Genomic DNA, 17,248 nt, shown 5'->3' with positions numbered 1-17,248 from the left:
GCCCGGCTTCAAACTTCTCCGCCCGCGACTGCGATCGCCTGCCCGGTGATGGAGCTCGCACCCTCGCCGCACAGCCACAACACGGCGTCGGCGACTTCCGCCGGGGTGACAAGGCGGCCTTGCGGATTGTGACGGGACAGTTCAGCGACCGCCTGTTCGCGGCTGCGCCCGGTCTTTCGCATGATGTTGTCGATGCTGCCGGCGACGAGGTCGGTATCGGTGAAGCCGGGACACACCGCGTTCACCGTCACCCCGGTGGTCGCCAACTCCAGCGCCAGCGAGCGCACCAGGCCGACCACGGCGTGCTTTGCCGCGCTATAGGCGCTGACATAAGCATAACCCTTGAGCCCGGCGGTGGACGCGATCACGACAATGCGGCCATTCCGCCGCTCCCACATCGAAGGCAACACGGCCTGGACGGCATGAACCACCCCCATGAAATTAACATCCATCATCCGCCGGAACAGTGCCGCGTCGGATTTGCCGAACGGCGCGGACTCGGCAGCGCCCGCGTTTGCGATCAGGATGTCGATCGGCTGCCGCGCCGCCGCTTGCGCCATCGCAGCGCTGACCGCCGCCTGGTCCGCGACATCGGCGATGCCAGCGAAATGCGCGGCGCCGGCGGCAATGGCATCATTCAGTGTCTCGCGATGGCGGCCGAGCACGGTGACGGTGGCGCCCGCCTGCACCAGCGCGGAAGCGATCGCGCGGCCAATGCCCCGCCCGCCCCCCGTCACGAGCGCGTGGGAGGAACGCGGCAGTCCGGGCATGCGCAGCCTCCCTAAAATGGTGGTCAATATCTGATATGGCCACGTCCGACGCCATGGTCGCCTGCATTATTTGAACCCTATAATATCTGGACCGAGCCGTTTGGAAAGCCGTCCCGATGATGGAATTGCGGCCGTTTCCGTCGGCAGAATGCGGCATCCTGCTGCCCGTCTCCGGCGCCGCCGGGCCGACTTCGTCGTTTTTTTGCCAGGCGGACAGGCGGATTCACCCTGCGGCTAGACGGAAGGTTCCGGACGGCGCAATCTGCGCATCGTCTGAGACAATGCGACAGGGAGCATCGCCATGGCAGCACTCGAAAAAGGCATCACCCGGAACGGAGAAGGGTTTTCGGGCAAGAGCTGGAATATTCTCGGTCAGATCTATTTTCCAAAGGCCGTATCCGAATCCACCTTTGCGTTCGAGGCCAATTCGGCGCCGGGGCAGTTTGTCCCCGTCCATATCCATCCTACCCAGGATGAATTCATCCTCGTCCAGGATGGCATGCTCGACCTGAAGCTCGATGGCGTGTGGGTGCAGGCCAGGGCCGGCGACCTGGTGCGCATGCCGCGGGGCATTCCCCACGGCTATTTCAACAAATCGGACAAGCCGGTCCGCGCCCTGTTCTGGGTTTCACCCTCGCGCAAGCTGGAAGCGCTGTTCAACCGTCTGCATAATCTCACGGATGTGGCTGAGGTCGTTCGCCTTTCGGCGGAGCACGAAGTGGATTTTCTGCCCGAGGACGCCAACGCCTAGGCGATCCGGATTGCAAAAACGTCAAACCGGCGAACAACGGTCCGGCCGGTGCGCGCGGTGGCCCGCGGATATCGCGGGCACACCCTTAAGCTCGCATATTGCATGAAGCAGCCAATGGGATCGTCCAGCCCGCTGAATTCGAACCAGGAGGCAGGTCCATGGTCAAGCAGAAGAATGTTTGTGTTATCGGTGCCGGCGTCTCCGGACTGGTCGCGGCCAGGACCTTTGCCGCGCGCGGACACAGGGTCACCATCCTCGAACGCAGCGGCGATCTCGGCGGGGTCTGGGAGCCAGCGCGATCCTACCCCGACGTCCAGACGCAAAGCCCGAAGGAGCTCTATCGCTATACCGACAAGCCGATGCCGGAATCCTATCCGGAATGGCCGAAGGGGCCGCAGGTTCATGCCTATCTGACCGAATACGCCGACGACCACGGCCTGAAGCAGCGGCTTCGGCTCAACTCCGCCGTGGCCGGCATGACCCGGCGGAATTCAGGCTTGCCGGGCTGGTCACTGGAAATCCACAATCCCGACGGCCACGTCAGCAACGAGGAGTTTGATTTCGTCGCCGTCTGCACCGGGCAGTTCAACGAGCCCCAGACCCTCAGCCTCCCCGGCGAGGACGACTTCAAGGCGGCCGGCGGCAGGATCCTGCATTCGGCGCGGCATACCGACGCCTCCGCCGTCAAGGGAAAGAAGGTGGTGGTTCTCGGCGGCTCGAAATCCGCGACCGATATCGCGGTCAATTCGGTCGATGCGGGCGCCAGCGAAGTGACCATGGTCTATCGCGAACCGGTCTGGCGCATTCCCTACTTCATCGGCGGCCTCGTCAACTTCAAGCGGATTCTCTACATCCGCGCCCAGGAGGAAATGTTCCGCGGCTGGGGCATCGGCGCTGCTTCCCGTGTGGCCCATGCCATTGCCGGACCGCTCATTTGGGCGAACTGGCGCGCGCTCGAAAGCCTTCTCAAGTTTCAGTTGAAGTTGAAGAAATGCGGCATGGTCCCCGGGCAGCGCATCGAGGACGGCATCAACTGCTCGGTGCCGATCGCGACGCCGCAATTCTTTACGATGGTGGCCGACGGGCGGATCAAGGCCATTCGCGGCACCTTCGAGCGCTGCGACGGCAAGACCATCGTCATGAGCGGCGGCGAACGGGTTTCCGCTGACCTCGCCATCCTCGCGATCGGCTTCAAGCTCGGGGTTCCGTTTCTGCCGGAGGTCTACCGCAACAAGCTCGTACAGCCGGACGGCCAGTACCGGCTGTATCGCCTGATCGCCAATCCCGATCTGCCCGACATGGGTTTTGTCGGGTTCAATTCCAGCTTCTGCACGGTGCTGTGCGCCGAGATGGCCGCGAACTGGCTGGTGCGCTATTGCGATGGCCAGTTGGCAGCCCGGCCGACCGCGGCCGAAATCTACGAGAACATGGACATGATGCTGCATTTCAGGCGCGTCGAGCGACCGGCCGCGGGCGTCTATGGCGGATTATGCGTCGCGCCCTACCATTTCAGGCATTTCGACGAATTGCTGGCCGACATCGGCGCGACAATACGTCGGCGCAGCCCGCTGGTGGAGAAATTCACGCCACCTGACGCCGATGCCTATGCGCGTTTCCTGGCGTCGGCGCCGGGATACAAGGTGGAAGCGGCATAGGCGACCGCCGCCGAACCACACTGCGCAGCCTTTCCCGAACGGTGCATCGGGGTGGAGACATGGACATATCTTGGACTCAAAACTTCCGCAATAGACGGCGCGTTCCCGGCCGACCTGGCCCGAGGCGGCGAGCAAGATGGAGCGGCAACCGTCGCGTGCTTCAGATCTGAAATATCACTTTTCATCCGTCGATGTCCTGTTAGCATCGCGGCAATCGCAAAACGGAGGCCCGGCGTGACACGCCTTACGCCCATGAGAACCAGGGATGGCCGTTTTACATACGAGGCCGCGGGCGATCCCGCATCGCCGCCGCTGGTGTTCCTGCATGGAATCGGCGGCGCGGCGCGGGCATGGCGGAGCCAGCTCGGGTTTTTCGCAGACCGTTGCCGCACCGTTGCATGGGACATGCCGGGCTATGGTGGATCGGCCTCGCTTCCCACCGTCAGCATTGCCAATCTCGCCGACGCCTTGCGGGATTTCCTGCGCCAGATCGGCGCAACCAACCCCGTCCTGGTGGGTCATTCCATCGGCGGCATGATCGTTCAGCAGTTGCTGGCGAAACACCCGCGCCTGGCCGGCGCCATCGTTCTCGCACAAACCAGCCCGGCCTTCGGCAAGCCCGATGGCGACTGGCAGAAGTCCTTCATCGACGCGCGGCTCGGCCCGCTCGATCGCGGCGAAACGATGGTTTCTCTGGCGCCGGCACTGGTCAGGGAACTGGTCGGTGACGATCCCGATGCCGGCGGCATGGAATTGGCGCGCGAGTGCATGGCGTCCGTTCCGGAGGCGACCTACCGCGCCACGATGCTGGCGCTGTTGGGGTTCGACCAGCGCGGCGCACTCAAGAACATCGCGGTGCCGACCCTCGTGCTGTCGGGCTCGAAGGACAACAACGCGCCGGCGCCGATGATGGCGAAGATGGCGAGCTATATTCCATCCGCGAAATACCTCGAGCTCGAAGGCGCCGGCCACCTCGCCAATCTGGAGCGCCCCGCGGCCTTCAATGCGGCGCTGGATGGATTCCTCAAGGCAGCTTTGCCTGCAACACACGCGACGGCATCATGACGGCTCCAGTCAGCAGAAGCGCGGCATCGGCGGGCACCAGCGTGCTCGATCCGCCGATTTTCGATCCCGGGGCGTTCCGCCTCGATGACGAACAGGCCGCGATCATCGCCACCGCGCGCGAACTGGGCCAGACGGTGTTCGCGGGCCGCGCAGCCGCCTATGACCGTGACGCGACATTTCCGACCGAGAACTACCGGGATATGCACCGCGCGGGTCTGCTCGGGATCGCCATTCCAAGGAAGCATGGCGGCCTCGGCGCCAGCTACCAGACCTACGCGTTGGCGGCCGCCGAGATCGGCCGCTACTGCGGCGCCACCGCGCTGACCTGGAACATGCATGTCTGCTCGACACTGTGGTCGGGGCCGCTGGCCGACGATCTCGACATGGACACGACGACCCGTGCCGAGCACGAACGCCGGCGCGCCGTGCATTACAAACGCATCGTCGACGACGGCGCGATCTACTCACAACCGTTTTCGGAAGGCGGCGCGGCCGCGGCGGGCGGCGTCGCGTTCGGTACCGAAGCAAGGCCCGTCAAGGGCGGCTGGATCGTCAACGGCAAGAAGATCTTTGCCTCGCTTTCAGGCCATGCCGACTATTACGGCGCGCTCTGCACCGAGCTCGCCGAAGGCGAAAAGGCCTCCCGCCGCAACACGCTTTATCTGGCGATTTCGGCCAAGGCCGACGGCGTTTCCGTGGTCGGCGACTGGGATCCGCTGGGCATGCGCGGCACGGTCTCGCGCACCTTGCTGTTCAAGGATGCGTTCGTGCCGGAAGATGCGGCGCTGATGCCCCGAGGCGTCTACTTCCAGGCGGCGATGCGCTGGCCGCACATGTTCCTGACGCTGTCGCCGAGCTATGTCGGCCTGGCGCAGGGCGCCTACGATTTCACCGTCCGCTATCTGCGCGGCGAGATGCCGGGCACACCGCCGGTCAAGCGGCGGATGTATCCGACCAAGCAGATCGCGGTGGCGCAGATGCAGATCAAGCTCGAGCAGATCAAGGCGATCTGGTTTCAGGCGATCACCGAAGCCTGCGCCAATCCGACCAAGGAACAGGTGCTGCGCGCCTACGCCGCGCAATATTCGGCGATGGAAGGGGCCAACGAGATCGCGACATTGGCGATCCGCACCTGCGGCGGTCAGGCGATGCTGAAATCGCTGGCGCTGGAGCGGATCTATCGCGACAGCCGCTGCGGTTCGCTGATGCTGCCATGGACGGCCGAGCTCTGCCTCGACCGCATCGGTCGTGAAGCCCTCTACGAAACCGGCGAAACGGACGACTGACGGTGGATCTGTCCGACCTGATCGAACGCAACGCGGCCTTCGCGCCCGAGAAGCCTGCGACCGTCTTTGAAGGCGAGATTCTCGGCTACGCGGCGTTCAACGCGCGGATCGAACAGACCGCGCGCGCGCTGAAGGCCGAATTCGGCGTCAGCCGCGGCGACCGCATCGCCATCCTCAGCCTGAACCGGCCCGATTATCTCGTGTTGCTTTACGCCTGCGCCCGGCTCGGCGCCATGCTGGTGCCGCTGAACTGGCGGCTTGCGGCAGCCGAACAGTTGTTCATCCTGTCGGATGCCGCGGCAAAAGTGCTGGTGCTCGAACACGCCTTTGCGGCAATTCTTCCCGCGCTGCAGGAACGCCTGCCCAGCACCAGCCGCATCGGGCTCGACTTTGTTCCGCCGCGGGGAATTGCATTCGAAACCCTGCTGACGCGCGCGCGCGGCGACGGCCGCAACCCGCATACCGAGCTGTCCTGCCCGCTGCTGATTGTCTACACTTCGGGCACCACCGGCAGGCCCAAGGGCGCGGTGCTGCGGCAGGAGGCGCTGTTGTGGAACGGCGTGATGAGCCAGCACATGCATAGCCTCACCTCCAGCGATCACGTGCTGACCGTGCTGCCTTTCTTCCATGTCGGCGGTCTCAATATCCAGACCACGCCGGCGCTGCATCATGGCGCGACCGTGACGATCCATGCGCGCTTCACGCCGGACGCCACGCTTGCAGCCTTCGCGCACGAGCGCCAAACCCTGACGGTGCTGGTGCCGGCGACCATCCAGGCGGTGACCGAACATCCCGACTGGGCCGCAACCGACCTGTCATCGCTGCGCGCGGTCTCGACCGGATCGACCATCGTACCGCCGCATCTGATCGAGCGCTTTGTCGCGCGCGGGGTGCCGGTGCTCCAGGTCTATGGCTCGACCGAGACCTGCCCGATCGCGGTCTATACCCGCCTCGGCGGCGATCTCTCGCGTGTCGGCTCGACCGGCCTCCCCGGCCTGTGCTGCGAAGCCACGGTGATCGATGATGCCGGCGCAGAGTTGCCGCCGAATACGCCGGGCGAAATCGCGGTGCGGGGCCCCAACGTCTTCTGCGAATATTGGGGCAACGAGGAAGCAACGCGCGAGGCCCTGCACGACGGCTGGTATCGCACCGGCGATATCGGCCGGCGCGACGCCGACGGCTATTTCTGGGTGCACGACCGCAAGAAGAACCTGATCATCTCCGGCGGCGAGAACATCTATCCGGCGGAAGTGGAGCGCGTACTGCTCGAGCATCCGGATGTGGCGGAATGCGGCGTCATCGGCCGGCCCGATCCACGATGGGATGAAGTGCCCGTCGCCTATGTGATCCGGCGAACCGGAGGTTTGGTGGCGGCGGAAGACCTGAAGGCGCACGCGCTGACGCAGCTTGCCCGCTTCAAGGTGCCGCGCGATATCGTCTTTGTCGATGATCTGCCACGCACGGCGCTCGGCAAGGTCCAGCATTTCATGCTGCGGCAGCTCCATGAACCCGCGCCGTCACAGGGAGCGGTGTCTTGAAAATCGCGGTGCTCGGCGGCGGCAACGGTTCTTTCGCGGGTGCGGCCGATTTCGCGCTGCAAGGTCATGACGTCCGCCTGTGGCGGCGGGATGCGTCGCAGGTCGCGCAACATCGCGCCGCGGGCTCCCGCATCCTGCTCAAGGACGCCGACGGCCGCCACGACGTGCAACTGGCGCTGGTCACTACGGACATGGCCGAAGCCGTCCGCGATGCCGAGCTGATCCTGTGCCCGACCCCGGCGTTCGCGCAGGGCGATATCGCCGGCCGGCTCGCGCCACATCTTGGCGACGGCCAGGTGGTGTTCCTGCCGCCGGCGACATTCGGCTCGATGATCTTTGCCGCGGCGGCCCGTGACGCCGGCAATCCGGCCACCGTCAGCTTCGCAGAGACCGGCACGCTGCCCTGGCTGACGCGCAAGCACGGGCCGTTCGAGGTCGCCATCACCATTCGCGCCAAACGGCTTCCGGTCGGGGTTTTTCCGCTCAACGCCGCCGATCATGCACTCGGCGTGATCGGACGGGCATTTCCCGGCGTGATCGAGCCGTGCGGCGACGCGCTGTCGGGCGCGCTGATGAATGCCGGCCCGATCATCCATTCGCCGCTGATCGTCATGAATGCCGGCCCGATCGAGCACTTCGAGCGCTGGGACATCCACAAGGAAGGCACGCAGGCCGCGATCCGCCGCGTGACCGATGCGCTCGATGCCGAACGCATCGCGGTGCGCAAGGGCCTTGGTTATGGCAATCCGCACTTCCCGCTGGCGCATCATTACGCGACCGAAGGCGAGCAATGGATGTATGGCCGCGGCTCGCATGACCGCCTGACCGATTCCGGCGACTGGCGCGAACCGATCATGCTGACACAACATCGCTACATGCGGGAGGATTTGCGCCTCGGCCTGTCGTTTCTGGCTTCGGTTGCCGAACTGGCCGGCGTGGCGACGCCGCTGGCATTTTCGTTCCTTGCCATCGGCGGCGCGATCTGCGGCGAGGATTTCACCGAAGGCGGACGAACGCTTGCAAGCCTCGGCCTCGGCCACCTCGATCGCGACGAGCTGCAAATGCTGCTGCGCCGGGGCTTCGACGAATGACCGCGGCACGCCCGGCGATAGCCTGTCTCGGCGCCGGCCGCATGGGCCGCGGCATCGCGGTGGCGTTCGCCTATGCCGGCCACGCCGTCGCCATGATCGACCTCAAGCCGCGCCCCGCGGAGCAGTTCGCGACACTTGAGGCCGAGGCGATCGGCGAGGTCCGGAAGACCCTTGCAAGCCTGGCGCGGTTCGGATTGATGACCGCGGCCGACGCCGACGGCATCGCTGCCAGGGTTTCGGTGGCGCCGCTGCAGGGCATGGCGGCCGTGCTTGCCGGCGCCGGCATCGTGTTCGAGGGCGTGCCCGAAGTCGTCGACCTCAAACGCGAGGTGTTGTCGGCGGCTTCGAAACTCGTTGGCCCCGAAATCATCATCGCCTCGACTACCTCAACGATTCTGGTCGACGATCTCTCCGGCGCCGTCGAACATAACGAGAGATTTCTCAACGTCCACTGGCTGAACCCCGCCTATCTGATCCCGCTGGTCGAGATATCGCCGGGTGCCGCGACCGATCCGGCCGTCACCGCGCGGGTCAAGGCCCTGCTCGAGGGCATCGGCAAGGTGCCGGTGGTGTGCGCGGCCACGCCCGGCTTCATCGTTCCCCGCATCCAGGCGCTCGCGATGAACGAGGCGGCGCGGATGGTGGAAGAAGGCGTCGCGAGCCCCGAGGATATCGACAAGGCCATCCGGTACGGCTTCGGTTTTCGCTACGCGGTCCTTGGCCTGCTGGAATTCATCGACTGGGGCGGCGGCGATATTCTCTACTACGCCAGCCGCTATCTCGAAGGCGCGCTCGGCAGCGACCGCTACCGCGCGCCCGAGGTGATTTCACGCAACATGCGCGAAGGCCGCATCGGCCTGCGGACCGGCGCCGGCTTCCTCGATTATGCCGGCCTCGATGTCGACGCCTATCGCGAGCAGCGTCTTGCCGCGCTGGTCGACATGCTCCGGCATTTCAAGCTGGCACGCCCGCCGGTGCCGGGTCCGGATTAGCCGAACACATCCAGCAACACGCCTTCGCGGATCACGGCGACGCCGTCCAGCTCGATCGTCGTGCCCATCATCGGAAGGTCGAAATGCCCGGCGGTGTAGCGGCCGGCGAATTCGTTGGCGCCGGTGGAAAACAGGAAATTGCCGGCGACCGCCCGCAGCTCGGTTCCGTTGGTGTCGCGCTGATCATACATCGTCAGCGCCTCGTAGCGCGCGCCGGGATTCATGCCGAACCCGACATGCGAGACCGCATAGGCTTCGCGCTCGCCCCACGCCGCGAGATAGGCGCGCATCATCGCCGCATCCGCGCCCTCGCCTTCGAGATCGGTGACGTAGTCATTGCTCAATGTCATCCGGATCGGCGACGTCAGATAGCGCTTGAAGGTGAGATTGATGTCGCCGGGCGCCATCACCAGCGTCCCGTTGACGGTGCCGCTCTTGGGAAAGCTGACCACGATGCCGCCGGGCCAGTGTGCCAAGGTGCCCGGCTTGTCGGTCCAGCCCCAGACGCCGACGGTGGAGGCGCCGGCCATGTCGACATCGAGCTCGGTACCCGCCTTCGACGTCACGCGCATGCGTTTCGTTGACCGCAACATTTTCACCGCCGCCCGAACCCGCTTTTCCAGCGCCGTGTCGGGCACCATGCGCTCGAGCGCCTCGGGATGTTCATTGGATATGTTCAGGATACGCGCGCCTGCCTTGAGTATTTCCGGCGTCTCCGCCGCGTGCATCAATCCTTCGATGGTGCAATCGACCACGAAGCCCGCCTGCTGCAACGCGGTGACCACCGGCGCCAGCCGCTGAATCGCGATACTGGCGCCGGTGGAGCGGATCGGAACCGCCTGGCGGTTTCTCGGCGTCGGCACGACCAGGTGAAATGGTCTGGCGCCGATGCGCAACAGCGCCAGTTCGGCGAGGTGGACGTTCAGCGCGCGCGATTGCGTTTCGGAAAGGATCGCGGCGGTGTCGCCGGACTTGACCGCGCAGCGTTCGAATATTTCGCAGAACGCGTCGATCCATTTCGCTTCGATGCGATCTGCCAGCATGTGTCATCTCCACTTCAAGAGCTGCATCAGACTTCCGGAAACCCTCGCAGCAGATAGGACCGCAACCCCTGCAGCATGCCGTTGAGGATCAGTCCGAGCAGCGAAATCGTGATCAGCGGAACGAACATGTCGACCGCCTGAAAGGTCCGGGCCGCCGTAACCAGCAGATGGCCCAGTCCATCGGTCGAGGTGATCATTTCGGCGAGAAACACCACGATGCAGGCGATCACAAGCCCGATGCGACAGCCGGTCAGGATCGAGGGCACCGCGGCCGGCAGCACCACCCTGAACAGGATCTGGCGGCGAGGCGTGCCCGCCGCCATCGCCGACCAGATCAGTTTCTGTTCGACCATCGACGCGCCGTAATAGGTCGAGAGCAAAATCGGAAACAGCGCATCCACGGCGACCAGCGTGATCTTCGATTGGTGACCGAACCCGAGCAGCAGCAGCAGCGCCGGATACAGCGCGACCTTCGGCAGCGGCGCCAGCACCCGCACGATCGGACGGACCACCGCGTTGACCGCCGGGCTCGCCGCCGCCGCAAGGCCGATGGTGACGCCGAGCGTCACCGCGATCGAAAAGCCCGCGAACAGGCGGAACAGCGTGGCGGCGATCTCGTGCTGGAACGCGCTGGTGAAGAGCTGGTGGAGCAGACGCGCGAACACGAGGCCGGGCGCGGGCAACAGCGAGGCGGGCGCGTAGCCGAGCGACGCGATCGCCTGCCAAACTCCGATCAACAGCGCGATCGGCACCGTTCCAAGCAAAAGATCCGCCGTGACAGCACGTATGTTCATGCAAAGCTCAGGGGAATATCAAGATCCGCCTCGGACCACTTCACCAGCCGGCTGCGGATTTTTTCGAATGCGGCATCGAGGCCAATACCCATCGCGCCGATGATGATGATCATCGCATACACCGTATCGTATTGTCCCATATCGAGCGAGTTGAACAGGATGTTTCCGGCGCCCGACTGGCGCGCGATCATTTCGCTGGTGACCATGGTGATCAGCGCCAGCACGAGCCCGGTGCGGCAGCCGGTGAGAATTTCCGGCAGCGCCGCCGGCAGCACGATCCGGAGTATCCGTTGCGCCGCCGAGAGCCCCATCGCGGCACCCGACCACAGCATCTTTTCCTCGACCGCCTTGGCACCCTGGAAGCTGTGATAGATGACGGGAAGGCTGACGCCGAGAAAGATCACGAGCGTCTTGGCGATGTCGCCGACGCCGAGCCACAGCATGATGATCGGCATCAGCGCCGCCTTCGGCACCGGATAGATCACCATCAGCAGCGGATTGAAGAACGACGCCACGCCGCGCGAACGGCCCATCATCAATCCGAGCGGAATGGATAGGGCGACCGCGAGGCCGAAGCCGATGGCCATGCGACGGAGCGACGCCAGGATGTTGATCAATGACTCCTGGTCGCCGAGAATGGAAGGAATCGCGCGGATCGCGTCCAGCGCGGTGGGGAAACTGTCGGTATTGAGCATCAGCGCGGCGACCTGCCAGACACCGAGCAGGCCGAGACAGGCGAGCAGCGGCGCCAGCCGCGAGATGAGTGCGCGCATGACCATCATGGACGCAGCTCGTTTTCGCTGGTGTCATCGATCATCCGCTCGATATCGACGACATATTTCTGGTAACGCGGATCGAGCAGCAACTCCGCCCGGCGACGCGGGCGCGGCAAGGCGATGTCGACGACCTGCTTGATACGGCCGGGCGAGCGGGTCATCACCACGACCTTGTCGGACAGGAACACCGCCTCGTCGACCGAATGCGTGACGAACAGCACGGTCTTGCGGTCGCGCTCCCAGATGTTGAGCAGATCGTTCTGCAGCCGCGTGCGCGTATGAGCATCCAGCGCGCCGAACGGCTCGTCCATCAGCAGCACCGCGGGATGATAGGCCAGCGTGCGCGCCAGCGCGACCCGCTGCTTCATGCCGCCGGATAGCTCCTTGGGGTAAAAATCCTCATAGCCCCTGAGACCGACCATCTCGAGCAGCGCGCGGCTCTGGGCTTCGGCCTCGGCGTGACGCACGCCCTGCTGGCGCGGACCGTACATGACGTTGCCGAGCACGCTCTTCCAGGGAAACAGTGCGAACTCCTGAAACACCGGTCCGCGATCGGGGCCGGGCCCGGTGATCGCCTTGCCTTTCATCCTGGCCACGCCTCTGGTCGGATTGACGAAGCCGCCGACGATGTAAAGCAGCGTCGATTTTCCGCAGCCGGAGGGCCCGAGGATCGAGACGAAGGCGCCATCCTCGATCGCCAGCGAGATTTCCGACAATGCCAGATGATCCTGGCGCCCGGAGGTCCGAAAAACCTGCGAGACACGATCGATCTCGATCATGGCCGCCCCGGTCCCACGCACGATCGCGGACTCCGCCTCAACATTCGACCGCGCTGGCAACAGAGTCATTCCCGCTGTTGTTCCCGACCGGGTCGTCAGGCTCGGCCGACTTCCCGATTTTCCGGTTAAACCGAGCATAGCGGAAACTTGCAAGGCTTGGCGATGTGCTTTCGGGGCCGCCGGCCGGATCAGGGCGCGTCGAACCATGGCCATTCAGCGGCACCGTCATGCGTGACGGCGCCGCCCGGCGCCTGGCCGACCAGACGGGCATATTTCGCAAGCGCTCCCGCGCGATGCCGGGGCAATCGCGGCTGCCAGGCTTGCCGCCGGGCAGCGAATTCGCCGTCGGCGATCAAGAGGTCCATCCGGCGCGCGCCGGCATCGATCCTGATCCGGTCACCGTCGCGCACCAGCGCCAGCGGGCCGCCGACGAAGGATTCCGGCGAGACATAGCCGATGCACATCCCGCGGGTGGCCCCGGAAAAGCGGCCGTCGGTAACCAGCGCGACCTTCTCGCCCATCCCCTGCCCGTAAATCAGCGCGGTGACGCCAAGCATCTCGCGCATGCCGGGTCCGCCGACCGGGCCTTCATTGCGGATGACCAGAACCTCGCCGGCGGCATAGTTGCGATGGCGGACGGCGTCGACGCACTGCTCCTCGTCCTCGAATACGCGCGCGGTGCCCTCGAACACCAGGCTCTTGAGGCCGGCGACCTTGATCACCGCGCCATCGGGGCAGAGATTGCCCTTGAGAACCGCAACGCCCCCATCCGGCATGATCGGCGCGGTGGTAGCGAAAATGATCTCGCCGTCGGGCGCATTGGCGTCACCATATTCTTCGGCGATGGTCCTGCCCGTAATCGTCAGGCAGCCGCCGTCGATATGGCCGCTTTCGACCAGCGCGCGAATGACGACGGCGGCGCCGCCGATGTCGTAGACCTCCTTGGCGGTATATTTCCCGCCCGGACGCAGATTGCCGATCAGCGGCGTGCGCGCAAACACCTCGCCGACATCGTCCAGCGTGAAGGGGATGCCGGCCTCGTTGGCAAGCGCCGGCAGATGCAGCGCGGCGTTGGTCGAGCCGCCGGTGGCGGCGACGATCGCAGCAGCATTTTCCAGCGCCTTTCGCGTCACGATTTCGCGCGGCAACGGCCCGCTCTGTTGCAGCATCTGCATCACAAGCCGTCCCGCGCGCCGCGCGACCTGCGCGCGCTCGGCGTAGACGCCGGGGATCATCGACACATTGGGGATCGTCAGCCCCATCGCCTCGGAAACCATTGCCATGGTGTTGGCGGTGAACTGCCCGGCGCAGGCGCCTATCGTCGGCAGGCAGGCCCGCTCGATGCCTGCGAGCGTCGCCTCGTCGATCTCGCCGGTCATGAAGCTCCCGACGGCCTCGTAGGAGTCGAGCACCGTCAGCGTCCGTCCCTCGAACCGGCCGGGCAGCGCGCTGCCGCCATAGATGAAGATCGACGGCACGTTGCAGCGGATCATTCCCATCATCACGCCGGGCAGCGTCTTGTCGCAGCCGCCGAAGCCGATCAGCGCATCATAGGCCAGGCCATGGACCACGGCCTCGATCGAATCCGCGATCAATTCGCGCGACAACAGCGAGAACTTCATGCCCTCGTGGTTCATGCTGATGCCGTCGGATACTGAAATGGTGGTGAATTCGCGCGGCGTGCCGCCGGCCTCGGCGATCCCGGCCTTGGCGGCATCGACCTGGAAATCGTGGGTCATGTTGCAGGGCGTCTGTTCGCCCTTCATGCTGACGACCCCGATCATCGGTCGGGCGAGCGCGGCGTCGTCGAGCCCCATCGCGCGCATGAAGGCGCGGTGCGGCGCACGATCGAGACCATCGGTCGTCACGCGGGATCGCCACTTCTTCATGGGCAGGTCTCTCCGCGGGCCGTCCCGGCGAACACCGGGACCCATGACCTCACGCATCGCTCGAGGCGCCCTCGCCTATTGCAGCGGCGCGACGATCGTCGGATGCTTGAACTGCGCCACACTCATCTTCGGCAGCATGCCTGTGGTCGCATAGATGTCGAGCATCTTCTGAATGGCGTCGAAATTCGGCGCCGCGCCCGGATCGCGGCCGAAATCGTTGGTCTTGAGCAGATAGGTATCCAGCACCGGCACCGGCGCCTTCAGCACTTCGGAAACCACCTTCAGCGTTTCCTCGCGGTTGGCCAGCGCCTTCTTCATGCCAGAGGTAATATCACGCACGTAAGCCTTCACCAGGTCCGGATTCTTGTCGACGAAATCGGCCCGGCAAGCTTCCAGAATGTGGACGATATTCGGCATTTCCTCCGACAGCGAAAACAACTTGCGGGTGCCGCCCTTGGCCTCGGCACGCGCCGCGAAGGGCTGGTTCAGGTTCACCGCATCGACGCGACCCTGACGCAGGGCATCCTCGGAGACGGCAAAGCCGACCTCGACCAGCTTGATATCCTTCTTCGGGTCGATGCCATTCTTCTGCAGCAGCATGGCGAAGGGACCATAGGTGCCGCCGCCGATCACGGAGATGCCGACGGTCTTGTCCTTGAGGTCGGCAATTTTCTTGATCGGGGAATCGTCCATGACGGCCCAATAGACCGAGAAGCCGCCCGGCTTTTCAAACACGTGCTGGGCCACGATGTAGGCCTTCAGATTGCCCCCGACCACGCCGTTCGCCAGCGACAAGGGCGCCTGCGTCGCGCAATCCAGCGCGCCGGCAGCCAGCGCCTGCGTCATCGGCGCGGTGCCCTGAAACTGGGTCCATTCGATATTGTAGGCCTTGCCGAGATTGGGAAATTCCACAGGCCTGCGCATCATCCAGTATTTTGATTCCTCGGCCGGAATCGTCCAGCCGACTCGGATCGTTTGTTGCGCGTGCGAGGCGGTCGCGCCGGCCAATGCGCATGCCAGGGCCCCGGCTGCTGAAATCCATGTCGAAAGTATCCGCATCATCGCACTCCGCTTTTCCGTTGTCAGCAGGCGTTCCCGCAATCATTCGCGCCAAGCCTTTCATGGTTGCGCTCATGGTTGCATTCTCGCAATCGTTCACGCCAAGCCTTTCATGATTCAAATGATCAGGCAAGCTGCCGGGGCCGGCCGGGCTCCGGATGCGGTCCCGCCAAGTCTTTCTCGAAGACACAGACGGCATTCTGCCTCCAGATCGAGCCGCAAGCGATGCAAAATGCAGGACCAAACTGGCCCTGCTGCTCTATCGAATTGCTTGCGGCCATGCGGGGCTGGCCGGTCGTCCCGTTTCGAAACAGCGCGAATGCCATGCGCGCGCCGGCAAGCGCGTTCGGCGCCCGAAGCGGCGGTTTCCATCCGGGTGAAGCACCTAAGCGTGAGGTGTGAGGCAGTTCACGTTCGGAAAGCGCGGTTCGGGATACCAAAAAGGGCGCAAACCACTTTGCGCATCGAACCGAACGGAGGTTTCCCATGAAGCGTCTGATGATCGCTGGATTCGCGGCGCTTGGCCTGATCGCTGCCGCAACGACAATATTGTGGTCGCACGCGCCTTCGACCGCCCGCTCCTTTGCGTTGGAAAAGAACCGATCGCAAGCCGCAGCCGGCGCGAAAACACTCCCGATCGAGGAGTTTGAGGATATGTCGCTGGTCTTTTCGACCAAAGCGAAGCGGTAGCGACGGGCGACGCTTTCAGCGCTACGGCGGCATGCGCCCCGCGCCAGGAAATTTCGATGTCAGGGGCTGAACGTGCCGCCGCCCGTTTCATTGAGCAACTATTTCCTTGTCGCGCGCGCGAGGAATTGCACCAGTGCCGCGCGATCCTGCGCCGAGCCAATGACCTGCTCCGGCATCTTGGTGCCGGGGGTGTAGGCCGAAGGCCCGATCTCGAACAATCTGGCAACCGTCTCCGGCGTCCAGACGATATCGAGGCGCTTGAGCGCTTCGGAAAAATTGTAGCCGGGCGCCGTTGCGATCCGCCGCCCGAACAGGTTGGCTAAGGTCGGCCCCGCCCGATTGGCCTGCTCGGCGCCAAGCGTATGGCAGGCGACGCAGGCACGAAAGACCTCCGCGCCACGGTCGCCGGCATAGGCGGCCAGAGGATCTCCGGCCGTCTCCAGCAGCAGCGGATCGACCGGCTCTCCGGTCACCACATTCCAGCGGCGGATGATGTTGTCGGCGCCGCCGGTGAGCAGGGTTCGGCCGTCCGGCAAGAACGCCACCGACCAGACCGGCAAGCCGGGGCCGACCAGCGTGCGCGCCAGGGTGCGGGTCTTGCGATCGATCACCGCGACCGATCCGCCTATGCTCGCGGCCGCCGCCAGCGCGCCGTCCGGTGAGATCGCAATCGAGATCACCGGCTTCGGCCCGGCTGCGACATCGCCGACACGCAAGCCGTCACCTGTCAGGAAGTATAGCCTCCCGTCGGCGCCGCCGGCCGCGATCTCGCCGTCGCGACCGACCGCCACGGCGTTGAGCGGGCCCGGCATCGCAACAACCGTCGGTGCGAGCGGGCCGGAGAGCGGCCAGATGCGAACACTCTGATCGTAGCTGACGCTGACCAGCGAGCGGCCGTCGGGAGCGAACGCCAGGCCGTTGACGTTTTGCGTGTGCCCGTCGAGTACCCGTGGTGCGCCGCCGGCGAGTGGCCACAGCCGCATTGTTTGATCCCAGGACGCGGAGGCCAATATCGCGCCGTCCGGCGATGCCGCCAGCGCGGCGATCGGCGCCGCGTGCCCTTCCAGCAC

General features: G+C 64.9%; 16 protein-coding genes. 8 read left to right on the top strand and 8 right to left on the bottom strand.

The features are described 5' to 3' along the window. Window positions 1-8: 8 nt before the first annotated feature. Complete coding sequence (locus tag WCE35_RS03745) at window positions 9-770, bottom strand: SDR family NAD(P)-dependent oxidoreductase (RefSeq protein ID WP_424591995.1); 762 nt, start codon at window positions 768-770, stop codon at window positions 9-11. A gap of 301 nt (window positions 771-1,071) precedes the next feature. Here WCE35_RS03745 and WCE35_RS03740 point away from each other — a divergent pair, with 301 nt between their 5' ends. From WCE35_RS03740 to WCE35_RS03710, 7 genes are all read left to right on the top strand, one after another. Beyond that, the gene (locus tag WCE35_RS03740; protein WP_424591994.1) at window positions 1,072-1,521 is read left to right on the top strand and encodes a cupin domain-containing protein; all 450 of its coding nucleotides are present in this window, start codon (window positions 1,072-1,074) and stop codon (window positions 1,519-1,521) included. A 158-nt stretch (window positions 1,522-1,679) separates the two neighbouring features. Continuing rightward, entirely contained in the window at window positions 1,680-3,176 is a 1,497-nt protein-coding gene (locus WCE35_RS03735) for a flavin-containing monooxygenase (RefSeq protein ID WP_424591993.1), read from the top strand. Window positions 3,177-3,428: 252 nt separating this feature from the next. Continuing rightward, complete coding sequence (locus tag WCE35_RS03730; RefSeq protein WP_424591992.1) at window positions 3,429-4,241, top strand: alpha/beta fold hydrolase; 813 nt, start codon at window positions 3,429-3,431, stop codon at window positions 4,239-4,241. Next, window positions 4,238-5,527, top strand: a complete 1,290-nt coding sequence (locus WCE35_RS03725; protein ID WP_424591991.1) for an acyl-CoA dehydrogenase family protein — start codon at window positions 4,238-4,240, stop codon at window positions 5,525-5,527. The genes WCE35_RS03730 and WCE35_RS03725 overlap by 4 nt, the downstream gene beginning before the upstream one ends. Before the next feature lie 2 nt (window positions 5,528-5,529). After that, complete coding sequence (locus WCE35_RS03720; RefSeq protein WP_424591990.1) at window positions 5,530-7,065, top strand: class I adenylate-forming enzyme family protein; 1,536 nt, start codon at window positions 5,530-5,532, stop codon at window positions 7,063-7,065. Next, the gene (locus WCE35_RS03715; protein ID WP_424591989.1) at window positions 7,062-8,156 is read left to right on the top strand and encodes an NAD/NADP octopine/nopaline dehydrogenase family protein; all 1,095 of its coding nucleotides are present in this window, start codon (window positions 7,062-7,064) and stop codon (window positions 8,154-8,156) included. Before WCE35_RS03720 ends, WCE35_RS03715 begins: the two co-directional genes overlap by 4 nt. Before the next feature lie 41 nt (window positions 8,157-8,197). Continuing rightward, the gene (locus WCE35_RS03710) at window positions 8,198-9,148 is read left to right on the top strand and encodes a 3-hydroxybutyryl-CoA dehydrogenase (RefSeq protein ID WP_424591997.1); all 951 of its coding nucleotides are present in this window, start codon (window positions 8,198-8,200) and stop codon (window positions 9,146-9,148) included. Here the strand turns inward: WCE35_RS03710 and WCE35_RS03705 are convergent. The 6 genes from WCE35_RS03705 to WCE35_RS03680 all read right to left on the bottom strand — a co-directional run bounded on the left by WCE35_RS03705 (window position 9,145) and on the right by WCE35_RS03680 (window position 15,488). Further along, window positions 9,145-10,191, bottom strand: a complete 1,047-nt coding sequence (locus WCE35_RS03705; protein ID WP_424591988.1) for a peptidase M29 — start codon at window positions 10,189-10,191, stop codon at window positions 9,145-9,147. The genes WCE35_RS03710 and WCE35_RS03705 overlap by 4 nt on opposite strands. A 26-nt stretch (window positions 10,192-10,217) precedes the next feature. After that, a complete protein-coding gene (locus WCE35_RS03700; protein ID WP_424591987.1) occupies window positions 10,218-10,985 on the bottom strand; it encodes an ABC transporter permease in 768 nt (255 codons plus the stop codon). Then, window positions 10,982-11,767: an ABC transporter permease gene (locus tag WCE35_RS03695; RefSeq protein WP_424591986.1), complete on the bottom strand. Its 786-nt coding sequence runs from the start codon at window positions 11,765-11,767 to the stop codon at window positions 10,982-10,984. The genes WCE35_RS03700 and WCE35_RS03695 overlap by 4 nt, the downstream gene beginning before the upstream one ends. Then, the gene (locus tag WCE35_RS03690) at window positions 11,764-12,540 is read right to left on the bottom strand and encodes an ABC transporter ATP-binding protein (protein WP_424591996.1); all 777 of its coding nucleotides are present in this window, start codon (window positions 12,538-12,540) and stop codon (window positions 11,764-11,766) included. Before WCE35_RS03690 ends, WCE35_RS03695 begins: the two co-directional genes overlap by 4 nt. A gap of 188 nt (window positions 12,541-12,728) precedes the next feature. Next, window positions 12,729-14,429: a dihydroxy-acid dehydratase gene (gene ilvD, locus WCE35_RS03685; protein ID WP_424591985.1), complete on the bottom strand. Its 1,701-nt coding sequence runs from the start codon at window positions 14,427-14,429 to the stop codon at window positions 12,729-12,731. Window positions 14,430-14,504: 75 nt separating this feature from the next. Next, a complete protein-coding gene (locus tag WCE35_RS03680; RefSeq protein ID WP_424591984.1) occupies window positions 14,505-15,488 on the bottom strand; it encodes an ABC transporter substrate-binding protein in 984 nt (327 codons plus the stop codon). A gap of 486 nt (window positions 15,489-15,974) precedes the next feature. On the opposite strand from WCE35_RS03680, the gene WCE35_RS03675 reads away from it, so the two are divergent. Beyond that, entirely contained in the window at window positions 15,975-16,178 is a 204-nt protein-coding gene (locus WCE35_RS03675; protein ID WP_424591983.1) for a hypothetical protein, read from the top strand. Window positions 16,179-16,276: 98 nt separating this feature from the next. On the opposite strand, the gene WCE35_RS03670 is transcribed toward WCE35_RS03675, so the two are convergent. Then, window positions 16,277-17,248, bottom strand: a 972-nt coding sequence (locus WCE35_RS03670) for a c-type cytochrome (protein ID WP_424591982.1), incomplete at its 5' end; no start/stop codon positions are given.

Source organism: Bradyrhizobium sp. (genome assembly GCF_049691595.1).
In the GTDB taxonomy this organism is placed as follows: Bacteria; Pseudomonadota; Alphaproteobacteria; order Rhizobiales; family Xanthobacteraceae; genus Bradyrhizobium.
This window is presented reverse-complemented; position numbering and strand designations above follow the sequence as displayed.

Coding starts and splice junctions, on each gene's coding strand:
- ilvD (WP_424591985.1), bottom strand. CDS start 14,429: ATGAAGAAGTGGCGATCCCGCGTGACGACCGATGGTCTCGATCGTGCG.
- WCE35_RS03745 (WP_424591995.1), bottom strand. CDS start 770: ATGCCCGGACTGCCGCGTTCCTCCCACGCGCTCGTGACGGGGGGCGGG.
- WCE35_RS03695 (WP_424591986.1), bottom strand. CDS start 11,767: ATGATGGTCATGCGCGCACTCATCTCGCGGCTGGCGCCGCTGCTCGCC.
- WCE35_RS03730 (WP_424591992.1), top strand. CDS start 3,429: ATGAGAACCAGGGATGGCCGTTTTACATACGAGGCCGCGGGCGATCCC.
- WCE35_RS03725 (WP_424591991.1), top strand. CDS start 4,238: ATGACGGCTCCAGTCAGCAGAAGCGCGGCATCGGCGGGCACCAGCGTG.
- WCE35_RS03690 (WP_424591996.1), bottom strand. CDS start 12,540: ATGATCGAGATCGATCGTGTCTCGCAGGTTTTTCGGACCTCCGGGCGC.
- WCE35_RS03735 (WP_424591993.1), top strand. CDS start 1,680: ATGGTCAAGCAGAAGAATGTTTGTGTTATCGGTGCCGGCGTCTCCGGA.
- WCE35_RS03680 (WP_424591984.1), bottom strand. CDS start 15,488: ATGCGGATACTTTCGACATGGATTTCAGCAGCCGGGGCCCTGGCATGC.
- WCE35_RS03700 (WP_424591987.1), bottom strand. CDS start 10,985: ATGAACATACGTGCTGTCACGGCGGATCTTTTGCTTGGAACGGTGCCG.
- WCE35_RS03710 (WP_424591997.1), top strand. CDS start 8,198: ATGGGCCGCGGCATCGCGGTGGCGTTCGCCTATGCCGGCCACGCCGTC.
- WCE35_RS03705 (WP_424591988.1), bottom strand. CDS start 10,191: ATGCTGGCAGATCGCATCGAAGCGAAATGGATCGACGCGTTCTGCGAA.
- WCE35_RS03675 (WP_424591983.1), top strand. CDS start 15,975: ATGAAGCGTCTGATGATCGCTGGATTCGCGGCGCTTGGCCTGATCGCT.
- WCE35_RS03740 (WP_424591994.1), top strand. CDS start 1,072: ATGGCAGCACTCGAAAAAGGCATCACCCGGAACGGAGAAGGGTTTTCG.